The sequence below is a fragment of the Streptomyces sp. DF42 genome (genome assembly GCF_058267695.1).
In genome coordinates this window covers 2,767,252-2,786,644 of sequence record NZ_CM177859.1, presented here as the reverse complement: position 1 = coordinate 2,786,644, position 19,393 = coordinate 2,767,252, and the positions used below count along the sequence as shown (strand labels likewise).

Annotated in this window: 15 protein-coding genes; 5 read left to right on the top strand and 10 right to left on the bottom strand. The window is 66.8% G+C overall.

Annotation, left to right across the window (positions count from 1 at the left end; translation table 11 throughout):
* Positions 1 to 17: 17 nt before the first annotated feature.
* Positions 18 to 1,121 (top strand): hypothetical protein, encoded by a 1,104-nt coding sequence (locus tag ACYUED_RS12730; protein WP_491292399.1) that lies wholly within the window; start codon positions 18 to 20, stop codon positions 1,119 to 1,121.
* 192 nt (positions 1,122 to 1,313) lie between these two features.
* Here the strand turns inward: ACYUED_RS12730 and ACYUED_RS12725 are convergent, their stop codons facing one another.
* From ACYUED_RS12725 to ACYUED_RS12700, 6 genes are all read right to left on the bottom strand, one after another.
* The gene (locus ACYUED_RS12725; protein WP_491292398.1) at positions 1,314 to 1,790 is read right to left on the bottom strand and encodes an ATP-binding protein; all 477 of its coding nucleotides are present in this window, start codon (positions 1,788 to 1,790) and stop codon (positions 1,314 to 1,316) included.
* 174 nt (positions 1,791 to 1,964) lie between these two features.
* Entirely contained in the window at positions 1,965 to 2,366 is a 402-nt protein-coding gene (locus ACYUED_RS12720) for a hypothetical protein (RefSeq protein ID WP_491292397.1), read from the bottom strand.
* Between the two features lie 73 nt (positions 2,367 to 2,439).
* A complete protein-coding gene (locus ACYUED_RS12715; RefSeq protein WP_491294224.1) occupies positions 2,440 to 2,523 on the bottom strand; it encodes a DUF3696 domain-containing protein in 84 nt (27 codons plus the stop codon).
* Between the two features lie 703 nt (positions 2,524 to 3,226).
* Positions 3,227 to 5,296, bottom strand: coding sequence for an Hsp70 family protein (locus ACYUED_RS12710; RefSeq protein WP_491292396.1), 2,070 nt, complete (start codon positions 5,294 to 5,296; stop codon positions 3,227 to 3,229).
* Positions 5,293 to 5,715, bottom strand: a complete 423-nt coding sequence (locus tag ACYUED_RS12705) for a hypothetical protein (RefSeq protein ID WP_491292395.1) — start codon at positions 5,713 to 5,715, stop codon at positions 5,293 to 5,295. The genes ACYUED_RS12710 and ACYUED_RS12705 overlap by 4 nt, the downstream gene beginning before the upstream one ends.
* Before the next feature lie 268 nt (positions 5,716 to 5,983).
* Positions 5,984 to 7,579: a hypothetical protein gene (locus ACYUED_RS12700; protein ID WP_491292394.1), complete on the bottom strand. Its 1,596-nt coding sequence runs from the start codon at positions 7,577 to 7,579 to the stop codon at positions 5,984 to 5,986.
* Between the two features lie 434 nt (positions 7,580 to 8,013).
* Here ACYUED_RS12700 and ACYUED_RS12695 point away from each other — a divergent pair, with 434 nt between their 5' ends.
* Complete coding sequence (locus tag ACYUED_RS12695; protein WP_491292393.1) at positions 8,014 to 9,135, top strand: hypothetical protein; 1,122 nt, start codon at positions 8,014 to 8,016, stop codon at positions 9,133 to 9,135.
* A gap of 128 nt (positions 9,136 to 9,263) precedes the next feature.
* On the opposite strand, the gene ACYUED_RS12690 is transcribed toward ACYUED_RS12695, so the two are convergent.
* The gene (locus tag ACYUED_RS12690) at positions 9,264 to 9,575 is read right to left on the bottom strand and encodes a hypothetical protein (protein WP_491292392.1); all 312 of its coding nucleotides are present in this window, start codon (positions 9,573 to 9,575) and stop codon (positions 9,264 to 9,266) included.
* Between the two features lie 330 nt (positions 9,576 to 9,905).
* On the opposite strand from ACYUED_RS12690, the gene ACYUED_RS12685 reads away from it, so the two are divergent.
* From ACYUED_RS12685 to ACYUED_RS12675, 3 genes are all read left to right on the top strand, one after another.
* Positions 9,906 to 10,934 carry a hypothetical protein gene (locus ACYUED_RS12685; RefSeq protein WP_491292391.1) on the top strand — a complete coding sequence of 343 codons (1,029 nt, stop codon included), beginning with the start codon at positions 9,906 to 9,908 and terminating at the stop codon, positions 10,932 to 10,934.
* A 99-nt stretch (positions 10,935 to 11,033) separates the two neighbouring features.
* Entirely contained in the window at positions 11,034 to 11,918 is an 885-nt protein-coding gene (locus tag ACYUED_RS12680; protein WP_491292390.1) for a helix-turn-helix domain-containing protein, read from the top strand.
* Positions 11,915 to 12,127: a DUF397 domain-containing protein gene (locus tag ACYUED_RS12675; RefSeq protein WP_491292389.1), complete on the top strand. Its 213-nt coding sequence runs from the start codon at positions 11,915 to 11,917 to the stop codon at positions 12,125 to 12,127. The genes ACYUED_RS12680 and ACYUED_RS12675 overlap by 4 nt, the downstream gene beginning before the upstream one ends.
* Positions 12,128 to 12,150: 23 nt before the next feature.
* Here ACYUED_RS12675 and ACYUED_RS12670 read toward each other — a convergent pair whose 3' ends face one another.
* The 3 genes from ACYUED_RS12670 to ACYUED_RS12660 are packed head-to-tail and all read right to left on the bottom strand — an operon-like array spanning position 12,151 to position 19,386.
* Positions 12,151 to 12,828 (bottom strand): hypothetical protein, encoded by a 678-nt coding sequence (locus ACYUED_RS12670; protein WP_491292387.1) that lies wholly within the window; start codon positions 12,826 to 12,828, stop codon positions 12,151 to 12,153.
* Positions 12,825 to 14,054, bottom strand: a complete 1,230-nt coding sequence (locus ACYUED_RS12665; RefSeq protein ID WP_491292386.1) for an AAA family ATPase — start codon at positions 14,052 to 14,054, stop codon at positions 12,825 to 12,827. Before ACYUED_RS12665 ends, ACYUED_RS12670 begins: the two co-directional genes overlap by 4 nt.
* A 52-nt stretch (positions 14,055 to 14,106) precedes the next feature.
* Positions 14,107 to 19,386: a class I SAM-dependent DNA methyltransferase gene (locus ACYUED_RS12660; protein WP_491292385.1), complete on the bottom strand. Its 5,280-nt coding sequence runs from the start codon at positions 19,384 to 19,386 to the stop codon at positions 14,107 to 14,109.
* Positions 19,387 to 19,393 lie beyond the last annotated feature (7 nt).

The window sequence follows — 19,393 nt, the reverse complement described above, 5'->3', positions numbered from 1 at the left end:
ACAAGTCTCCTGACCCCTTGACCGGCGATATCTACCTTTTCGGAGCGGCCTCGGACCACAGTGGCCTGTATCAAGCAGGCCGCGATCAGACCGTGACCAACTTCAGCGTGCATGTCGGGACTGCACCGGACCCGACCGGTTCCGCGTACCTCGACCGCCGTGTCACCGCCCAGGCTGCCCAGCAGCACGCTCAACGCGTCATCGAAGCGTTGGCGCTTGCGGTAGAGCATTTCCGCAAGCGATGTGTGGAGTTGGCGGAGGAGGCGCGGAGGGCCCGGGCCGAAGGCCGTAATGAGGCACTGCGAGAGGTTCAGGAGAAACTGCGGGACGCGGAGTTGCGCGTCATCAGAGCCCAGGAGAAAAAGAGGGAGGCTGAGCGAGAGCGGGAACGCCTCGAAGCCCTCGTAGCCAGGACACGCTATGAAGCGGAAGCGGCGAAGCGGCAACCGACACGTCTTTGGGCGCAGCCGGACGACGAGCGCGCCTTCGAGGACGTCTTGGCCTCAGCTGACGATGAACTTCAGCTCATTCGCGCCGAGTTGCGCACACTGGCCAGCGACCTTGGCAGAGGCGAGGCACCGTCGGGTGGCGACGGAGTCGTCAGCGGTGAGGTTGTGCCGGAGTCCCGGTCCAGCCCGGACCTCGTTGAGACAGGTCCCGCGACCCCGTTGCCAGTCGGATCCTCGACGTCTTCTACCCGGCGTCCTGGATCACCGGCGGGGCGAACCGGGTCGCAGCGCCTCGCGCCGACGGTTCGTCTGGGGCGAGGCCGACGCTATCTCGGGCGCCTGTTCTTTGCTGCGGCCGGCTTGCCCATGCCTATGGCAGGCGCGGCCATCCGGGCGGTGTCCTCGCGGGAACCCGGAGTGGCGGTGGTGTGGAGCATCCTGTTCCCCGTGACGGTGGTGATCCTCGCCATCGCGGCGCTCTCTCTGCTCATCTTCTTCGCTCGGCTGGCTTATGCCTGGGAGAGGGATGACGGATCGGTCGTGGTGAGTTGCTTCTTCCATGCCGCGCTGGGCATCGCGTTGTTGGCCGTGGGCATCTTCCTGAACCCTGGGACTGCTCCTCTGCTCACCGACTGCGGCCGGTTGATCGCCGAGTATGTCGGCCCGTTGTAAGGGCCTGTTGCCGACCGGGGCGAAGGCCCTCCTCTGGATCCGCGCACTCCATACTTGTCCTTCGGCGTATCGGGGGACAACGCGGTGTTTCGGGACCGGTCGGCCGGGAGCCCCGTGAAGATCCCGGTGAGCCGGATTCGGCCGAAGCCGGCCGAGTCGGGGACAGCGCCCTGTGCGGTGGTCGGCGCTCGGTCAGACCAGTGCCAGCGCCGCCCACACCGTCTTTCCGGGTGCGTTCACACGTGGCCTGGTCCCCCACTCGTCGGCCAGCGCCGCGACCAGCATCAGACCCCGGCCGGACTCGGTGTCGCCGGGCGGTTCGTCGAGGGAGAGCGGCGGTACGCGTTCGGCGCGGGTGTCCGAGACTTCTACGCGCAGTTCGCCACCGGTGCCGGTGAGCCGCACCTCGAAGTCCCGTCCGGGCACGTGGCCGTGGCGTACGGCGTTGGCGGTCAGCTCGGCGGTGATGAGGGTCAGCGTGTCGTTGGCGGTGGACGTATGGGGGTGCCCCCAGGCATCGAGCCGGTCCGCGACCAGGCGGCGGGCGAGGCGGGCACCGCGCGGTGTTGAGCTGAAGCGCATCGTGAACTCGTCCTTCGTGGTGCCCACTTCGGCCGCCTCACATGTCGCGGTCGCCGCCGTGGCGGTGGGTGAGTGCTCGCTGTTCATGCCGCCAACGCTGCCCGGCGCACCCTGATGAGCACAGGTCCGACGCGCACACAGCGAGGCGCCGTGTGCGACGGTGTGTTTCGTGTACGCGGCGGTGTGCGGCAGGGAGTTCCTGGTCTACTCCCGTTACTCTCGCGGCGCCCTTGTCGGTGGAGGGGGCTGCGAGAGTCCGCTTCAGAGGTGGCGTCCGATGTGGGCGATGCGGATGGCCTTCTCGTCGTGGACGAGCCGGAAGTAGATGCGGCCGGCTCCACGGTTGAGGTTCCCGTGGAGTTCGAAGCAACGGCTCTCGCCGTCCTGGTCCTCCCAGAAACGGTTCCTGCGGGCGTTCTCGTGCTCCGGCCTGATGTTCGGGGCTTGTTCGTCCCTGGTGCGGGCGTCGTTGCGCCACTGCGCGTAGTAGTAGCCGTGGGCGAGTTCCGCCTGGTCGAGCGGGCTCTGTGTGGCAAGGCTGATGTCCCGCCAGCGCCGTAACTCCCGGAGCACGTCCACGAAGGTGCGCATGCCCGCAGCGACCTCGTCGGCCCCGCACTTCGTCACACAGGACTGTTCGTTGAGAAACACAAGCAGCGGCACGCCCCACCCCATTCTCGTTCCGCGTCTACGGCCCCGACCCCCCGGGGCACGTTCGTCGACTTCGTGTGCCTGCTCAGTCGAGCAGTTGGTCGAGGGAGTTCTCCCACTCGTCGAAGAAGCCCCTCGGCCACTCGGAGAGCCGTCCGTCCGCCCCGATGACAGGGCTAAGTTTCCTCGGTTACCGATCCAATAGGCCTGGGGTGCGGTGTCTGGGCAATCCCCGTACGGGGTGCCGGCGGGTACGAGACCCTGTTCCACGAACAGGGCCACCGCCGTGTCCAGGGCGCTTGCCGGGGCCTTCGCTGGAACGACCTCACGCTTCACGTCGACTAGGCGGACGGCAAGCCCGAGGCCGTTGGTCGGCCGTACGGCGTAGACCGTCCTCGACATGGTCGCCGCGGCGCTCACATGGCCGAAGTAGGTGGCCTCAGTAGAGAGCGAGTGCTGTTCAGAGTCAATGAACTCGACGGTGACGGAGTAGTTGGCTTCGCCCGTGCCGGTGTTCTTTACCCTGATGTCCACAGCGCTCATACCGGAGTCAGCGTCCGAGCACCGCAAGTCGCCCAACTCGACCTGACGTGCGGGCCCGGATGCGGGCGTGGGAGTGGCTGAGACGTCGGACGCGACGGGCGGACAGACGTCGCTCTCCGTCTGACCGGTGCCCGGCCGAGCCGAGCAGCCGGTGGCGAGAAGCACCGCGACTACCGCGACGACCGACAACCTCACGCTCTCCACTGGCGGCCCCCATCGTCGACCGGCCGCCCCGGACGACGACTGCGTACGTCGGCGCCAGGGCGCGGGTTTCGATATCTCTGTCTGCCTGAGCGTGTTCTCGTCTGCGCGGATCCGCCCCGAGCGTGTCACCTTCGCTGAGCAGCCGGCGCCGGATTGGGTACGCGTCGGTTGAACACCCACACACCCTGTGAGTGAGTCGCCCCCATGACCCGGCCGGCGACCCGCAGCCACGGATTCGCCTTCTGGAAGGGCGCGAAGTTGTCGTTCGAGACGATGACTCCGCTGACCTCCTCGGCGATGCTGATCACCAGTGCGTCGCCCCGCCCCTCGGTCCCGGCCGGAGGCTGTACGACGGTGCCGTCGGCGATGGCGGCCTCCACGAGGGGCCTCTCCTCGGCGGACACGTCGTGGCGCAGGGTGGCGTCGACCACCACGTGGATGTCGCAATCGGGGTGCTTGAACCGCAGCGATCGAACAGCCGCCTGCAACGCCGCGAAGCTCGGCCTTCCGCCCGCCGCACGCGGCGGGCGCCCGTTCCAGGCGAGGTTGGATCCGTCGATCACGAGTGGTGGCGCGGCCGTGTTCGCGTCGGCCGGCTGGGGCGCGGAGCGAGGCGGGGCGGGCTTGGGCGCCCCGTTGACCTGGCCCTGGGGCCGAACCTGCTGGGGATGGGTCGGAGTGGTCGCGGGTCGGGCGGCAGGGGCGAGGGCGAGTAGCCGGTCGAGTTCCTTCTTCACCTCCGGCAGGACGTTCCCGTCCCCGAACACCTTCACCTCGCCGTCGAGGACGACCTCGCCGGTCTTCTGCAGGGTCGCCCGGACGGTCAGCAGGCCTTCCTTGCTGTAGGTGTACTCCAAGTCGAAGACACCGTCCTCGGCCGTGCAGCGTCGGGGGTAGGTCAGAACGAGGTCGGTCAGTTTGACGTTGTCCGGGTGGCCGACCTCGCGGTCCGGGTCTCCCTCCCAGACCTCGACGTTGAGTTGGGAGACGTTGTCCTTCGTCGGCTCGTACGATTTCACGCGCTGCTGCGGCAGGCGCTGGTTACGGTCGATGAGGGCGCTGAATTTCCGCCTGCCCTCACGGTCCTTGGTGATCGTGCCAAGGGCGTGCGTGTTGACCACCCTGATGATGCTCTTCAGCTCGCCGTCCATGGCGGCGGCGCTGATCGCCGCTCCCTCGGCGACCGCGGTCATCGGGTCGCACAGGGAGGTGTCCACGAGTTCGCAGTCGAGTGCCTCCGAGACCGCGGCGCGCACTGCCGGGATCTGGCTGCTGCCACCGATCATGAGTACCGCGGTGAGGTCCTGCGGGTCGATCCGAGCCTGCTCCAGGCATTCCTCCACCGGGTCGAGGGCGCGGTTGATGAGGTCCTGGATGGCCTCGGAGAACTCGTCCTGCCCGATCTCGACGGTGACGTCGTCGGGCGTTTGGATGCGGACCGATTCCTGGTGGGAGAGGAGGATCTTGGCCCGCTCGATCTCCAGGGCGAACATCCGCTTCTCGGAATCGCTCCAACGCCCGCGCGCGGGCGCCTGGTCGAGGACCATGCGGCGCAGCCGGGCGTCGATCTCCAGGCCGCCGAGGCGGTTGACGCCCCGGCTCGCCTTCTCGTCGAAGAATCCGTCATCGTGAAGGAGGAGGGTGGCGTCCATCGTGCCGCCACCCCAGTCGAAGACCAGGAACTCGCCGTCGATCTCCATCTCGTGCGCGTACGCGATCGCCGCCGCCGTCGGCTCGTTCAGCAGGGTGCGGACCGTGATGCCCGCGGCACGGGCGGCCTCGCGGGTTCGGAAACGGGCCGCGCCGGTCGCGTTGGCGGGCACGGTGATGACGGCTTCGCGGATCTCGGTGGCGGCTTCCTCCTCCGCCGCCCCCGCGATGGCGTGGAAGACGCCGGCGGCGGCGGTGGTCGCGGCGAAGCGTTCACCGCCGAGCTTGACGAACGGCTCCTCGCGCAGCATCCGCTTGCACGCCTCGACGGCCTGCTCGGAGCGGAGTTTCGCCTCCCAGCCGAACAGGGTGCCCGGCCGCAGGGAACTCGTGCCGACGACCGACGGGTAGAGCAGCTCGAACCCCTCGCGCCTCCAGTTCGCGTCCAGGCCCTGCCCCCCGATCTCCAGCAACTCGACGTACTCGCCGTTCCACTGGGCGGCGACCGAGTTGGTGGTCCCGAAGTCGATTCCCGCTGCCGTCATGCTTCCTCCCCCGCGTTCACGCCCGCGGGCCCGGCGATGCGCCGGAGTTGCCCCGCGAGAATGACCTTCCCTGTCAACTCGTCCACGTATGCAGGACTCAGCAACTCGAAGGCGTCTCCCTCGCCCTCGGTCACCACGAACCGGTCGCTCTCCTCCGGCTCAGTAACCCGCAGCAGCCGCAGTTCCCGCAGGTGCGCCGTCATCGCGCCCTCGACGGTCTCACGGCTGTCTCCCGCCCGGGACCACAGCAGCGCGTCGATCTCGGCGAGACGTCCGGCGAACTGGGCGCGCGTGCGGAACTCGTCCAGGACCGCCCTGCGCACCGCCGCGGTGAGCGCGCCGGTGGGGGGCATCTCATCGACCCCGACAGCCTCCAGTGCCTCCGGTACGCGGGCCGCCACCCCTTTGATGACCGTCATCGCGTCGATCGGATCGGGACGAGGGGGAGCCTCGACGGCACCGGCTTTCGTGGGCTTGGCCTGGGCATCCGTGTGCTGCCCCCGGCGGCGCTTCAGACCTCCGGGTTTGTGTGGTGACGGCTTGCCCTGTGCCCCGGGTTGCGTCTGGCCGCACGCGGGGCACGGGCGGTGTGCTCGCTCTCTCTTGGGAATTTTCTTCTTGGGAGGCATCAGGCTGCTCTACTTCGTTCGGCTCGGACGGTGGGTCAGGACGACGGCGTCGAAGCGGTCATCGTGCGGAGCTGTGGCGGTCGAGGCGCGGCGCGGTGGTCCGGAAGTCGTCAAGGAGTTCTACGGCGGCACGGGCGCGGATGGCCTCCAGCTCGCCGCCACTCGTCATCGCGGTCCGGCGTGGCAGGGGCTCCAACGGGGGCACCAGATGCTTCGGAACCTGAGAGGGCATGCCATATCGCGACTGGTCGAGCGGCAGCTGGTAGAAGACGTCCCAGCCCGCCTCTCCGCGAAGCGCGCCTCGGATGCGTTCCTCGGCCATGTTCAGTTCCGATTGGCCCCTGGCGTCGCCCTCGCGCTCCCGGAATATCTCGCGGCAGCGCTCCTCCCACCCGTCAGCCCCGTGATCGAGGCCGATGTCGAGGAAGGGGTTGCTGAACCGACCACGGTCGTTCCTTCTCGTCCCCCTCCAGGTGCGAAGCAGCCGGAGGTTGCGTTCGGCGACGGCGCCTCCTTGCGCGGCGGCCTTCTCGGCGTGCTCCTCGGCGGAGTCGAGCAGCCTGTCCCGTACCGTCGGCGAATCGAGCCTCTCGCTCTGCCCCACCGCCGCGTACGCCGCGATGGCGTGGGACTCCTGTACCAGGTCGGCCGGAACCTTGCGGTGGCTCACGCTGCCCCGGGTGAGGGAGTACGCCTGCTGGGCCGTCGCATCCAGGTCACCGGCCTTCACGAGGTCGTAGGCGCGGTTCAGGGCGACCAGAGCATAGAACGGACTCCGTCCGGCGTCGACAAGGTTACTCGGGCGCCAAAGCGTGGCCATCAGCAGCCAGAGTCCCCGGTCTTCGGTCATGCTCGGCGGCCACTGCCCGGACAGCGCACCCGACTTGAGGTCGCGCAGTTCGATCTGCTGGGGTCGGGGCAGCGCCGCGTCGAGTGCGCTCACGGCCGTCACATCGCCGTCCATGACGACGTCGTACAGCAAGTCCCACACATCGTCCGGTTCCTCTCGGACGAGAGTCTCCCCGAGGAGGAAGGACTGCCGGCGCAGATACGCCCGCCATGCGAGGCGCTCGGCATGCTCACTGGTGACCGTTGTAGGGGCGAGACGGGCGCGCAGATACAGGCCTTCCCGCTCGTCCCGTCTCGTCCAGGGCGCGTCCTCGGGCATGAGGCCACCGTGGTCGATCAGATCGTCGATGACGGACAGAGGCGCCCACGGGAGGAGCTCGTCGAGAAACCGGTTCGGTACGGGTATCGCGCCGCGTGTGGCCGCGGTCGCGAAGAGGCTGAAGGCGGGTCCGCCCGAGACCGCGTGGGCGCGCTTGCTGACCAGGTCCAGGCTGGGCGCCGTCGAACACAACACCCTGCATCGCTCCAGACCCGCCTCGTTGAGCCATCGCACACCGGCGGCCCAGAGGCTCCGCAGATGGCCGAGGACCGACTTTGGTGACAGGAGGCTCAGCCCCGCGTGCACCGCGGGTAACAGGCTCTCGCGGTCCGGATCGCCTTCGAGGGCCTGCGTGAGGACCGCCCGCTCCGCCTCGGGCATTCCGGTGGCGGCCGCTGCCTCCGTGAGCATGGCCAGCACCGCCTCGACCGCCTCGCCGCCCCCGACGCCGAGCCAACGCCACTTGCGCTGAACGAAACCGCTCACGCCTGAGGGGCCCTTACTCTCCCGGCGTTCACGCGCCCGTTTCAGGCGCTCTTGTTCAGCGGCTTTCGCCGCCTGACGAGCGGCTACCGGGTCCGTCATGTCGTACACCTCGACAGGGTATCCGCGCGATCTGACAATCCATATGGCCTCGTACGTTTCGTGACCATGGCGATGAGCGGATTCGGGGCTGTTCACGGTGTCGAGCCAACTCGGGGTTGCTTGGTGTGTGACGCAGTTGACGGCGGTGACGGCGATCATGATGGAGGTCCGCGCGAGGGCACCAGCCGCATTACGTCACGCTAGAGTTGTGCAGCTCATGGGACATCTGTCCACAGACGGTTGCTGGTTACTGAGTCACCGTGTTGAGACGTCAGCGGGGTTGTCCAAAACCAGGCAACCTGGCTCCACGCTGAACCGCCTGGGGGGAACTCGCCATGACAGAAGCTCCGACTGAGGCTGCCAACGCCGGCGCCGACGACGATGCCGACCGGAAGGTCGTCGAGCAGGAGCGGGCCGAAATACGGGAGTTCATCAAGGGGCTGAGCGCGGACGACATCAAGTCGGGCGGCTGGTTCACCAAGCTCAGCGCCGAGGCCCTGAGTTCCTACACAGACAAGGTCAACTGGCAGTACTTCCAGGAACGGTACGAGGGCGTACCCGCGGACGCCATCGTCGACCAGCGGATCAAGATGGCGGCTCGGTACGCCGCGCTCGAAGGTGGGCTCTCTGCCGGGGCCTACACGGCGGCCGTCGCCGCCACCATCGGAAGCCTTGGTGGTGCCTCGGTGGCGACTGTCCCGGCCGCCGTCGCGACCATGATGGTCGATGTCGCGTTCATCACCCGGCTCCAGCTCCGCCTGGCCTACGACATCGCAGTCCTCTATCGGGTCCCGCTCGACCTGTCCGACCCCGATGACATGTGGAAGCTCATTCGAGTGGCCTTCACGATCAAAAGCGGGGAAGTGGTCAGGCAGGGCGTGGTGAAGGCGGTTCCGGCCATGGTACGGCCGGTGGTCAAGCGCTACTACTCCAAAGCGGTACTGAGCGCCGCGAAGGGGCTCCCCTTCGTCGGAAAGTTCCTCCTGCAGCGCAACGTCATCAAAATCGGTATCCCCGTGGTCGGCGTTCCCCTTGCGGTGGTGCTGAACCGCTATACGACGCTGCTCGCGGGGCGGCACGCGCAAGCCGTCTTCCGGAACGAGGCGCGGGTGATCGAAATCGCCGAGGGTCTGAGCAAGCGGAGTCAGCACCCGCAGTTGATGCTGTGGGTCGCGTGGCTCGTCATCATGGCGGACCACAAGATCGCCGACGACGAGACGCTCTTGATGAAGCACCTGGTGAGGCTGGTCCGTGATCAGCATCAGGTGGTCGATGAACAGCTCGCCCACCTTGTTGATATCGACCCTGCCGAGGTGTGGGAGCGCATAGACGCCGAGCCGGGGGATCTGAGCGACATCCTCGACGTGGCCGACCGGGTGGCCACGGTGGACGGTGACGTCAACGCGAGCGAGAAGGTCGTCATCTCCGAGCTTCGAGGTCGCTGCCGCCGAGTCTGACGCCGTCATGCGTCAGCTCCCACAATGGCGAAGACCTGACGCGTGAGTTGTGGCCTGCCGGCAGTCTCGCGGCTTGATTCGGAGGTTCGCGCATGTGCAGCGAACCGAGTGCGACGGTGGCGGCGGACCTAGCCGCCCACGGCCCACCGCACTCCCGCGACCGCGCCCAACAGCAGAGCCGGAAGTATCCACCACCACGTCATGGTTCTCCGCACCGAAGGCACCAGCCACAGCGCCGCCGCGGCTCCGGCGGCCCCGATGGTGACGACGCACGACAACACGATTCCGGCGTACGCGTCGTCGTCCCAGGTGCCTGACGGCGTGATGGTCAGTGCTGCCCAGCAGAAATACGCGGCGATGAGGGTGAGCAGGGTGAGGGGTACGGCGAGGACCGGACGGAGGCAGCCGCGGTCGTCGTCCACGTGGGAAGGGCTGGTCATCGGCGCAGTGCGTTCCTTGCCTCGTCCGGATTGTTCGCGAACCCCCGCCCGTAGGCCCGGGCGTCGTCCTGCCAGTTCGTCACCGGGACGCGGGATTCCGTGATCCGGTGGTGCGCGATGTCCTTCAAAGCCTTTGGGGAAACCACCAACCCCACCAAACCCGGCCTGAACGTACGCGAGTTGGGGCGCCACTCGTTCGAGTGACGAGAGCGTTGGCCGGTCGCGCGGGTGGGGTACGGTCGCCGCACACAACCACAGACAGAGAACGGCCCCCGGCGGGACTGCAATCCCGGCGAGGGCCTGACCAACCAGGAAGAGTTGACCTTCCCGATGGCTGACCCGCAGTCTAACGCGGCCCTGCCCGCGTTCCCGTACGCGTCCCCGTCGCCCGAGCACTCGCCGCCCGCGCCTCCGGCCCTCCCGCCGGACGCGCCCCGCGCCGGAGTCCTCCACGTACGTCACCGGCACACCGAGCGCTACACGGTCGTCGGCAACCACCTCGCCCAGCACCCTCGCCTCTCCGCCACGGCGATCGGCATCGGCGTCCACATCCAGTCCCTGCCGGACGGTGCCTCGGTCACCATCAAGGCGCTGACCCTGCGCTTCTCGGAGGGCGAGGTGACGATCGGCAGGGCGCTTCGGGAACTGGAGGCGGCCGGGTATCTCGTCCGCCGCCGGGTGCCCCTCGGGGGTGGACGTATCGCCACGCGTACGTTCTTCTACGACCATCCGGGGGCCGTCGTACGACCCTCGGTGCGCGGCGACGGCTCGGGGGCGGCCGTTGCCTCCGTCTCGGCCGCTGCGGTGGCCGGGGACGAACGTGAGGTTCAGTCTGCACCGGGGCCGGTGGCTGTTCCGGCGGCAGCGGAGGTCTCGCGGTCGGACTCGGCGCGGGCTTCTTCCGGACCTACGAGGCGTGCGGCACCCGAACCCGTCGCGGTGCCCACCGGCCCGGCGGCCGACCTGCTCGTGCGGCTGCGGCGCGCCGATCCCCGGCTGTTGCTGTCCGAACGGGACGTCCAGCGGCTCGTGCCCGCTGTCGAGACCTGGCTCGCCCGTGCCGCGACGCCGGACCAGATCACCCGCACGCTCACCGCCGGCCTGCCGTCCGAGGCCGACCCCATCCGCCACCCGGCGAGCCTCCTCGAATACCGCCTGACCACCCTTCTCCCGCCGCCGTTGCCGACGGCGCCTTCCTCTACGGCGACGGTGATGTCCCCACTGCGACCAGTCCCGCTGGTCAGCTGCGACGGTTGTGAACGCGCGATCCGCACGCATGACCCGCACGCAGTCTGCCGGGAGTGCCACGAACGCAAAGGCCGTCGCAAGGTCGAAGTGACCCGATGCTCGGTCGCCTGAGCACTTGTTCTGGTGAACTTTCGAGGTTCGGCGGTGTGGTGAGCGAGTGCTTCCTAGCGTGGGCGTGGGTCGGTACGGGCGGTGGAGGTGAGCGGACGCGTGAGTGAACTGGCACGGGAGCCGGACGGAACCGGGGTTGCGGACACGGGCTCGGACGTCGAGACAGAGGCGACGGGGTCGCCGGAACCAGGCTCGGGCATCCTCCGTGTCTTCGGACGCCAACTGAAACGGTTCCGGCTGCGGGCGGGGCTGGAGCGGACCGAGTTCGGGTCGCGGACCGGGTATTCGGCGTCCACGATCGCGGCGTTCGAGCAGGGGAGGCGGGTGCCGTCGCCTCGGTTCATCGATGTGGCGGACGAACTGCTGGACGCGGGTGGCGTCTTGCAGGAGATGAAAGAGGAGGTTGCGAAGGCGCAGTTCCCGGCGTTCTTTCGGGATGCGGCTCGGTTGGAGGCGGAGGCGGTTGAACTGCACGTGTACGCGAACCAGGCAGTACCGGGTCTGTTGCAGACGAAGGAGTACGCACGGGCAGTGTTCGGGATGTGGCGTCCCTTGCTGGACGAGGACACCATCGAGCAACGGGTCGCCGCTCGCCTCGCCCGGCAGGAGATCCTCTTCCGGAGACCGATGCCCACGATTAGCTTCGTCCTTGAGGAGACCTTGCTCCGTCGGCCTCTCGGAGGTCCCTCTGTGATGCAGGGACAACTGGAGCAGATTCTCTTGGTTGGTCAATCGAGGAACGTGGAGATCCAAGTGATGCCGACGTGCCGCGAGTCACACGCGGCGCTTGGCGGACCGTTCACCTTGATTGAAACGAAGGAAGGGCGCAGGATCTCATACGTGGAGGCACACCAGGACAGCCGCCTGCATACGGAGCGAGGCGCGGTTCGCGAGTTCGAGGAGCAGTACGGCATCCTGCGAGCACAGGGGCTGACTCCGCACGATTCCCTGGCCCTTGTAGAGAAGCTTCTTGGAGCGACATGACCTTCGCGATGCCTGAACGTGCTGTACCGGATCTCGTTTGGATCAAGAGCAGCTACAGCAGTGGAGCTGGCGGGGAGTGCGTAGAGGTTGCCAGCTGCCCTCAAGCGATCCATGTGCGGGACTCCAAGGACACTGCCCGTCCGGGGATGGCTGTTGGCCCGGACGCCTGGGCGATGTTCGTCGGGCACGCGGTCCACCAGATCGGCTGAGCTGCAGGACATACGTGAACGGCTCACCTACGGCGAGGACTTGGGACGGAGGCTGCGGACCACTGGCCGAGCTCGTGGACGAAGTCCTTGTAGGAGCGGTTGGTACCGGTCGGGTCCGAGGCCAGTAGGCCTAGTGACCGGGCCTGCTCAGCGACCTTGGGCCCGTCACTCTCCCGGAAGGCCGGCGAACCGAGCCTGCGCTTGAGTTCTTCCTTGGGGCTCTTGAGGTTTCCACTGTCGCGGCCCTGGAGCTGCGCGGGAACCTTCCAGTTGGGCCGGACGGCCGGGAAGGCGTCCGGGAAGAGTAAGAGCCAGGCTTCCGACTCCCAAGCGGCAAGCGCCAGCGCCGAGTTGCAGGGACTCTCGCGGGATAGGGATCCGGCGACGTTCGCGCGGATACGGGTGTACTCGGCGTCCGTGTAGCCGTCCAGGTCCTCGTGGATTACCAGGCCGACAAGCGGGCCTCTTGCCCGGAGGGCCCGGCCCTTCGCCTTGCCGATGATGGTGTTGACGCGGGCGGTGAGTTGAGGGCCGGTGGCTGTCTTGAGCCTGGTCTTGTCGCTGATCTCGACGAGCCGGGCATTGCTGAGATCCGGGTGGTGCTGCTTGATGATCTCGGCGACGATCCGGCAGTCGTTGGAGTCCTCGCCGGCGAGCACGATGACACCGCGTCCCTGCGGCTCTCTGCTCCTGGCCGTCACAGCTCGTCCCCCGTGAGGTCGCCCCCGAGAACGCCGGAGAACCAGAGTTCGCCGAGTGGTAGGTCGCCGCTCTCCTCGACGATGGCGCGAACGTCGCCTGTGCTGATGGCGGGGATGAGGGAGGCGCCTTCGTCGTCGCGCTCACAGATCACGATTTCCTCGGGCAGGAGGCGGTCCGTGAGAGCGGGGGAGTGGGTGGCGACGATGAACTGCGTCAGCGCGCTGGCCTCGCGTAGGCGATCGACGATCAGGTTCAGGGCTTGTGGGTGCAGGCCGTGGTCGATCTCCTCGATACACGTGAGGGCGGGAGGTGCGGGGTCGTAGAGCAGGGCCAGTAGGCCGAGGAGGCGGACGGTCCCGTAGCTGGCGTCGGCAAGGGGGGTGGGGCGCCGCAGACCGCGTTCGCGAAGGAAGACGGTGATCTGGTCGGCCCCGCCTCCGACCATGACGAACTCGATATCCAGCAGCTGAGGAAGCACTGACCGGGCGTCATCCATCAGCCGACCCCAAAGATCACCGGTCCTGATGGAAAGGGTGTAGAGGAAGGAGGCCAAGTTATCCGCGTTGGACGACAGGTCGTCGTAGAGGCGCCGGGACGGCTGCCGCGCCGCATCCACGTTCACGTCGAACACACGGAACGAAGACAGCTGTTGTGCCACTCGGGCGACCTCGGTACCACCTTCCGCGCTGGCCAGGCGGGGAAGGGTCGAAAGGCCACTGCTGAGTCGCTGGATACCGAATTCGCTGCTCTCCTCCGGAGTACTGGACTTCGGTCGAGTGTCGACGACTGTGGCTCGCTCACCCGAGACGGCGATGCGGCGTCCGCGTCCCCGTGTCCGTTTGAATTGGAAGCTCTCGCTGCGGGTGAGCCGATAACGCCCGCTGTCCCGGTTGCTCGGTGCTGAGTAGCGCCGAACTTTCAGGTCGTACTCGTCGGGGGCGTTGGGGCTGGAGTGGGTGGTCCAGGTCGCCTTGAGCCGAATCCGGAGGGTGGTCGGCGGCTTGGGGCCGCCCCAGAATGCGACCTCGTCGAACCCGCCCCGGGTTTCGAGGGCGGGTTCGAGGTCGGTGCGGATGATGTCGGCGAGCAGGTCAAAGACCTTGAGGACGTTCGACTTTCCGACACCGTTCGCACCGACGAGAACCGTCAGGGGCCCTAACGGAATGGTCACATCCCGCAGACTCCGGAAGTTCTCCACGTGCAGTTCGAGCAACTGTCCTGGCATGGACGGAGCCTATCGGGAAGGGGGGACCTGGGTGGGATCGATTTTCTGGCGATCAAACGTCCACTTGTACTTTGCCTCCGACGTTCGCTGTCTCGGGTGGGGTCCACCTTCCCGCAGCAATCTCGGCATCCAACCGTGCTTGGAAGTGTGCGTGGGCGGCCCGCATCTCATTTTCGCGATCGGCTTTGTAGAAGGGGGCGGTGTATCCGTCAGGTGGCGCAATTTTGCCTGGATCCGTGAAATGGTCAAGGAGGGAAAGATAGTTCTCTTTCGTCTGGCCGTGACTGTATGCATAGTAATTCTTCGCGATCCTCCTTCCTTTAGCATCAAAATACATGTCTGACTCGTACTCGCCTAGTACTTGGTAGCGGGCCCGATAAATCGCGGCAAGCTGTTCAGCTGTGATCCCAAGCCAGACCGATACCAGCGCATCTAGCTCTACAAGAGCTGCCCTGCGTTCGTAGTCACTGCGAAGTGGGGTGGATTCCGTCCAATCGGGAGTCAAGTTCGCAGCGAGTGGGGTGAGTGCCGGGTTTTTATCCCACGTATGCCCCCAGTGTTCATAATGTGGCCATGTGGGATGGAAAAGTTCTCGCCAGAGGGGGGAGTAGGCGCTGGTTAGGCAGTTCAGCCGTAGAGTGCGCAGCAAAAGGGGATGGCTAAGTGGATGGTCGTGTGTGGCTGCTGGCATGCGTAGAGCCTCGGCGACCTGAAGATGCGATCGGCCTGTAACGCGCAGAAGATAGTCCAGAGGCATGGAAGCCCAAAAACCGGCATTGAGGGCAGTTTCGCGATTGCTGGCAAGTGCCATCGAATGTACTGCATGGACGTGCGCGGCACCTGGCGGAATGATGGCGGCGAACAAGCTTCGCTCAGTGTTCTTGGGATCAATCATGGCACGCCATGCAAGTCGAAAATAGTCTGTGTAGCGTCGTCCTCGCCATTCGTCTTGAGCGGCACGATATGCACCGCGTGAGGAGGCGACCGCGTAGGTCGTGCGAGGCACTGCGTCAGGCGGAAGTGAAGTGAGGTTCCAGCTCTGCCAATCCTTGCTATTACGCATGGGTGAGTTAGGTTGCTTCGCGAAAGGAGTCGCGATGGCGAAATGAGGTCCCTGTAGAATTGCCTCTTCCCAAGTATCTGGTTGGTCTACCTTGTAGCGAAGGTAGCCGTCCTTTTTAGCATTAGTCTCGTTGTATCCGTGACTGATTAGTGGCTGCTCCTGGACCAATCGTCGAGAGATGCCTGCAAGGGCCGCGATAGCCCCTTGTTCGGCCGTAGTGATCGGGTGAAGAAGTTGGGTATGTTCGATCGGCTCTGTATCGTCACCACCGAGTTTCCGCCATTCGGTCAAGAGTGGGGAGGTTACTCTAACGAGACGGGCTGCATGGGGCCGTACATCCCACGCGCCATTGTACTTCTGGGCGGGAATCTCGCCGCGTCCGTCATGGGCGAGAGAGTCGGGCAAAACTTGAGCGGAATGGAGCTGGCTAATTGTCAGAAAATTGATATCGAGAAGTCTACCCCCGTAAATGTGTAGCCCGAATGACACTGCTCTGCCGATTTCAAAGGCCCAATTGCTTGAGTTGATGAAGGTCGCGTGGAGTCGGAGGTGGTGATAGGTTGCGGACCGAAGGTGGCCATCTCTTACGCCTTCGAGGTGCGTATCCGGATGTACCATGCCCGCCATGCCTCGGTCACCGATGTGATCCCAAACCTGACACATGAAGGATCGATACAAGTTGGGTCGCGTGCCGCTGATCAGTGGGTATGTTGTTGGCGAGCTCAGCATTTCGATCATTCCGATATTCGCTGTCATCTCGTGCAGGAAGTATGCTGTGGCCGCTCCTTCCCGGACGAATAGATCCGCTCTGCGGAGCCGCCATTCTTCGGTGCTCGGCTTATCTGTGAGCATGAACCAAGGATCTCGTTCGGCAAGGATCACATTTTCTTTCCACTCGGGCCGAACCCAAGGCGGATTTCCCACCTGCAAGTCATACCCGCCCCGCGCAAACACCTGCGCAAAGTCCAGTTCCCAGTGGAAGAACCCCTGCGCCCGCGCCACATCGCCCGCAACCCCTGCCCAAGGGAACCGCAGCTCCAGCTGCTGGAAGTGCTCCATCCCCATCAGATCGGGCAGCGCATCCTCATACGGCTCCAGCTCCTCCAGCGACCCGAACTCCGCTACCAGGGAGTCCGCCGGCACATCCTCCGTGCCGATCAGTGCCTCCGCGAACTCCAGCCAGTCATCCAGCCCCGCCAGAGGAACCACCGCCCGCTTACGCGCACCCCCGATGGCCTCCTTGCGGCGCCCCGCGCGCCGGCGCTCCACCGAGGCCGCCGTCAGCTCGCCCCCACCAGTCACCTCGCCGAACAGGTCGGTCGTCTCCCAGGACATCAGCACGCCGGAGTCGTCCGCCGCCCGCAGCCCCTCCGCCACAGCGCCCGAAGGGAGTTCCTCAGCGCCCCGCTCGTACACCTCCGCCGTACCGTCCAGCAGCCGCGCCTCCTGCACAGGCCAGAACCACAGCGCGCACCACGCGTCCATCAGGGTCTTCAGGCGCCAGTACGGGGTGTCCGGTGCCGTCAGGTCGGCGACGACCTTCTCTCGCTGTACCGCCACCTCCGGTGACCGCAACCAGCCGGCCTCCGCGCCCCACACGTCGATCCGGCGCGAGATGTCGCGCTCGGAGATCTCCAGTCGTCGTACGACGAGGTCCCACAGGAACTCCACCCGCCGGGCCGCCGCCTGAAGTCGCTCCGCCTGCTTGGCAGTTGGGGTCCGGGTGATCATCTTGCGCCAGTTACCCAGTGTCCGTGCCGCCTCCGGGGCCAGCGCCTTCGCCTCCTTCTCGGCGGCTACCGCGCCCCACTCCTTCGCCGGGAGGAGGAAGTGGTGGACGGCGTTCTCCGTGACGCGCTGGACCGAGCCGCTTCGGGTCGTGCGCTCGGTCACCGTCACCGGGAGGCCGTTCGCCGCCTCCGTCAGGGGGAAGCGTTCGGGGGTCGTGCCGAGCCAGGCCGCCTTCTTCAGCTTCTCCGCCGGGTACACCTCACGCCGGCCGCCGATGAGTGAGTTGCCGCGTCGCAGGTGCAGGCCGAACCACGGGGCCTCCATGCCGGGGTGCATGGTGTTGAGCCACAGCGAGACCTCCGCCAGCTCCACGGCGGTCTCGTTCAGGTCCACGCCGTAGGAGTTGTGCAGGGCGACGTACGCCTTGGCCTTCTGGAGTTCGACCGCGTACTTCTCCGTGTCGATCGGTGTGCCCAGCTCCTCCTGGCGGCGGCGCAAATACTCCGCCGCGACCTGGTTGATGGCCTCGTTGAGGAACGCGCCCGAGCCGAGCGCCGGCTCGCAGATCTTCCAGTCGAGCAGCTCCCGCGCCTCGGTCGTCGTGCCGTCCTGGTCCAGGCGGTGCTGGAGGGCCAGTTGGACGGTGACCTTGGTGAGTGACTCGGGGGTGTAGTAGGAGGCGGAGGTCTGGCGGTCGCGGCCCGAGAGGCGGTAGACGAACGAGCCGGGAGTGTAGGTGACGCGGACGTCCTCGCCGGTCTCCTCGTCGCGGCGGTACACGAACACGTCGCGCGGATAGTCGTCGATCTTCGACTTCGGGATCAGCCAGGAACCGTCCTTCGGGTCGCCGCCCTTCGCGACCTCGTACAGATCCTCGTTGTCGGCGGCGATGAAGCCGCTGTACGACATCAGGCCCTCGTACACGGCCCCGAGCTGGTTGATGCCGAGCTGGGCGTACGAGATGAAGCCGCCGCGCTCGCCCTTCTTGCCGCGCGTGATCATCAGCAGGCGCAGCACCTTGTAGAGGGTGGCGTTCCGCAGCCGGGTGTCCAGGACACGAGCACCGATGCTGCCGCCGTCGGTGTCGTCCTCGTCCTCGTCGGTGTCGTCGTGAGGGTGCGGGATCGCGCCCAGGCCGATCAGCCGGATCGAGTCCGCCTCGAACAGCTTGGAGTGCAGCGGCTCGAAGCGCAGGCCCACGTCCTCGCTGACCTTCACGGTGTCCACTTCGACGCCGTCCGTCTCCACGGCCGAGGGGCCGTGCGTGCGGCGGGAACGGTAGCCCTCCTGCACCTTCCGGAAGAGCAGGTCCAGTGACTCGTACAGATACGTGCCCTGCCGGGACTTCTCGTCGACGAGGTCGCGTTCGGCGATCAGTTCGCCGAGGCGGCCGAGGCCGTAGCCCTGCTGGTACTCGGGATAGTCGGCGGGCAGGATGCCCAGCTCGGGGCGGGCCTCCGCGTAGAGCAGGAACAGGACGCGGTAGAGGTAGCGGAGCGACTCGCGGGTCAACTGCTTGCCGAGGTCGCCCAGTTCGCCGATGTCCTCGGGGCGTACGTTTTGGTCGCGCAGCCGGGCCAGGACCTCGCTCGCGATCAGCTCGACGCTCAGCCGCAGACCGTCGCGGAGTTCGCTGGAGACGCCCACCGCATGCTTGGTGGACTTGCCGACGAGTTCCGCGAGGGGGTTCTCGCCGCCCTCCTCCGGGGTGCGCAGCGAGTCCGCGCCGAACAGGGCGGCGATCGTGTCGAGTTCGCCGCCCGCCTTGGTGTCGTTGCGTTGCAGGGCCGCGTCCAGGGAGACCGCGAGGTAGCGGCCCTCGCCCCACACCGTCCGGTCCGCCAGGACGACGACCCCGCCGACCAGCAGCAGCACGTAACGGGGCGCGTCCTCGCAGGCGAAGAGGAACGAGGCGAGCTTCGAGCCCGTCGGTACGGTGTTGCGGCCGTCCAGCGGCACCGGCTCCAGGAGGCGGCCGGGGCCCTCCGGGTCGAGGGCGGCGTCCGGTTCGGCGGCCCAGCCGCAGTCGACCGCGACCAGGCCCTTCTCGGCGTGCGCCACCCGCACCTCGTACGGCTGGTCGGCGCGCGTGACCGTCATCGTGCGGGGCTTGGCGTCGTAGCCGAGGGCTCGCAGGACCTCGGAGTTCAGGGCGCGTACGCGCTCGGCCCAGGCGGGGGAGTCGTACGTCGCCGAGTCGTCCTCGGTGTACTGGGCGGCCGACGTACCGTCCTCGTCCTCGGGGAGTGCGAAGGAGGAACGGGCCCGGAAGTAGCGGCGGCGCAGGTCGCGCAGGCCCGCGCGAGGGGTGACGGGCAGGACGTCGTCGGCGTCCGGCTCCTCCGACACCGATTCCGACGTTCCGTCGGCCGCGGCTCCGGCTGCTGCCGTGGCCGCCCGTTCGGCCTCCGCCCTCGCCTCGTCCTCGCGCTGCTTCCAGGTGGCCAGCAGGCCCGACTTGAGGTCCTTGGGCAGCACCTCGGCGAGGTAGTGCGCCGAGAAGTAGTCTCCTCGGTTGACCAGGGAGTCGTACGTCATGTCCGGT

What these genes read in the sequence shown, in the direction of transcription:
- ACYUED_RS12725 (WP_491292398.1), bottom strand. Translation starts at nt 1,790, where the DNA reads ATGAACAGCGAGCACTCACCCACCGCCACGGCGGCGACCGCGACATGT.
- ACYUED_RS12710 (WP_491292396.1), bottom strand. Translation starts at nt 5,296, where the DNA reads ATGACGGCAGCGGGAATCGACTTCGGGACCACCAACTCGGTCGCCGCC.
- ACYUED_RS12705 (WP_491292395.1), bottom strand. Translation starts at nt 5,715, where the DNA reads ATGACGGTCATCAAAGGGGTGGCGGCCCGCGTACCGGAGGCACTGGAG.
- ACYUED_RS12695 (WP_491292393.1), top strand. Translation starts at nt 8,014, where the DNA reads ATGACAGAAGCTCCGACTGAGGCTGCCAACGCCGGCGCCGACGACGAT.
- ACYUED_RS12690 (WP_491292392.1), bottom strand. Translation starts at nt 9,575, where the DNA reads ATGACCAGCCCTTCCCACGTGGACGACGACCGCGGCTGCCTCCGTCCG.
- ACYUED_RS12685 (WP_491292391.1), top strand. Translation starts at nt 9,906, where the DNA reads ATGGCTGACCCGCAGTCTAACGCGGCCCTGCCCGCGTTCCCGTACGCG.
- ACYUED_RS12675 (WP_491292389.1), top strand. Translation starts at nt 11,915, where the DNA reads ATGACCTTCGCGATGCCTGAACGTGCTGTACCGGATCTCGTTTGGATC.
- ACYUED_RS12665 (WP_491292386.1), bottom strand. Translation starts at nt 14,054, where the DNA reads ATGCCAGGACAGTTGCTCGAACTGCACGTGGAGAACTTCCGGAGTCTG.
- ACYUED_RS12660 (WP_491292385.1), bottom strand. Translation starts at nt 19,386, where the DNA reads ATGACGTACGACTCCCTGGTCAACCGAGGAGACTACTTCTCGGCGCAC.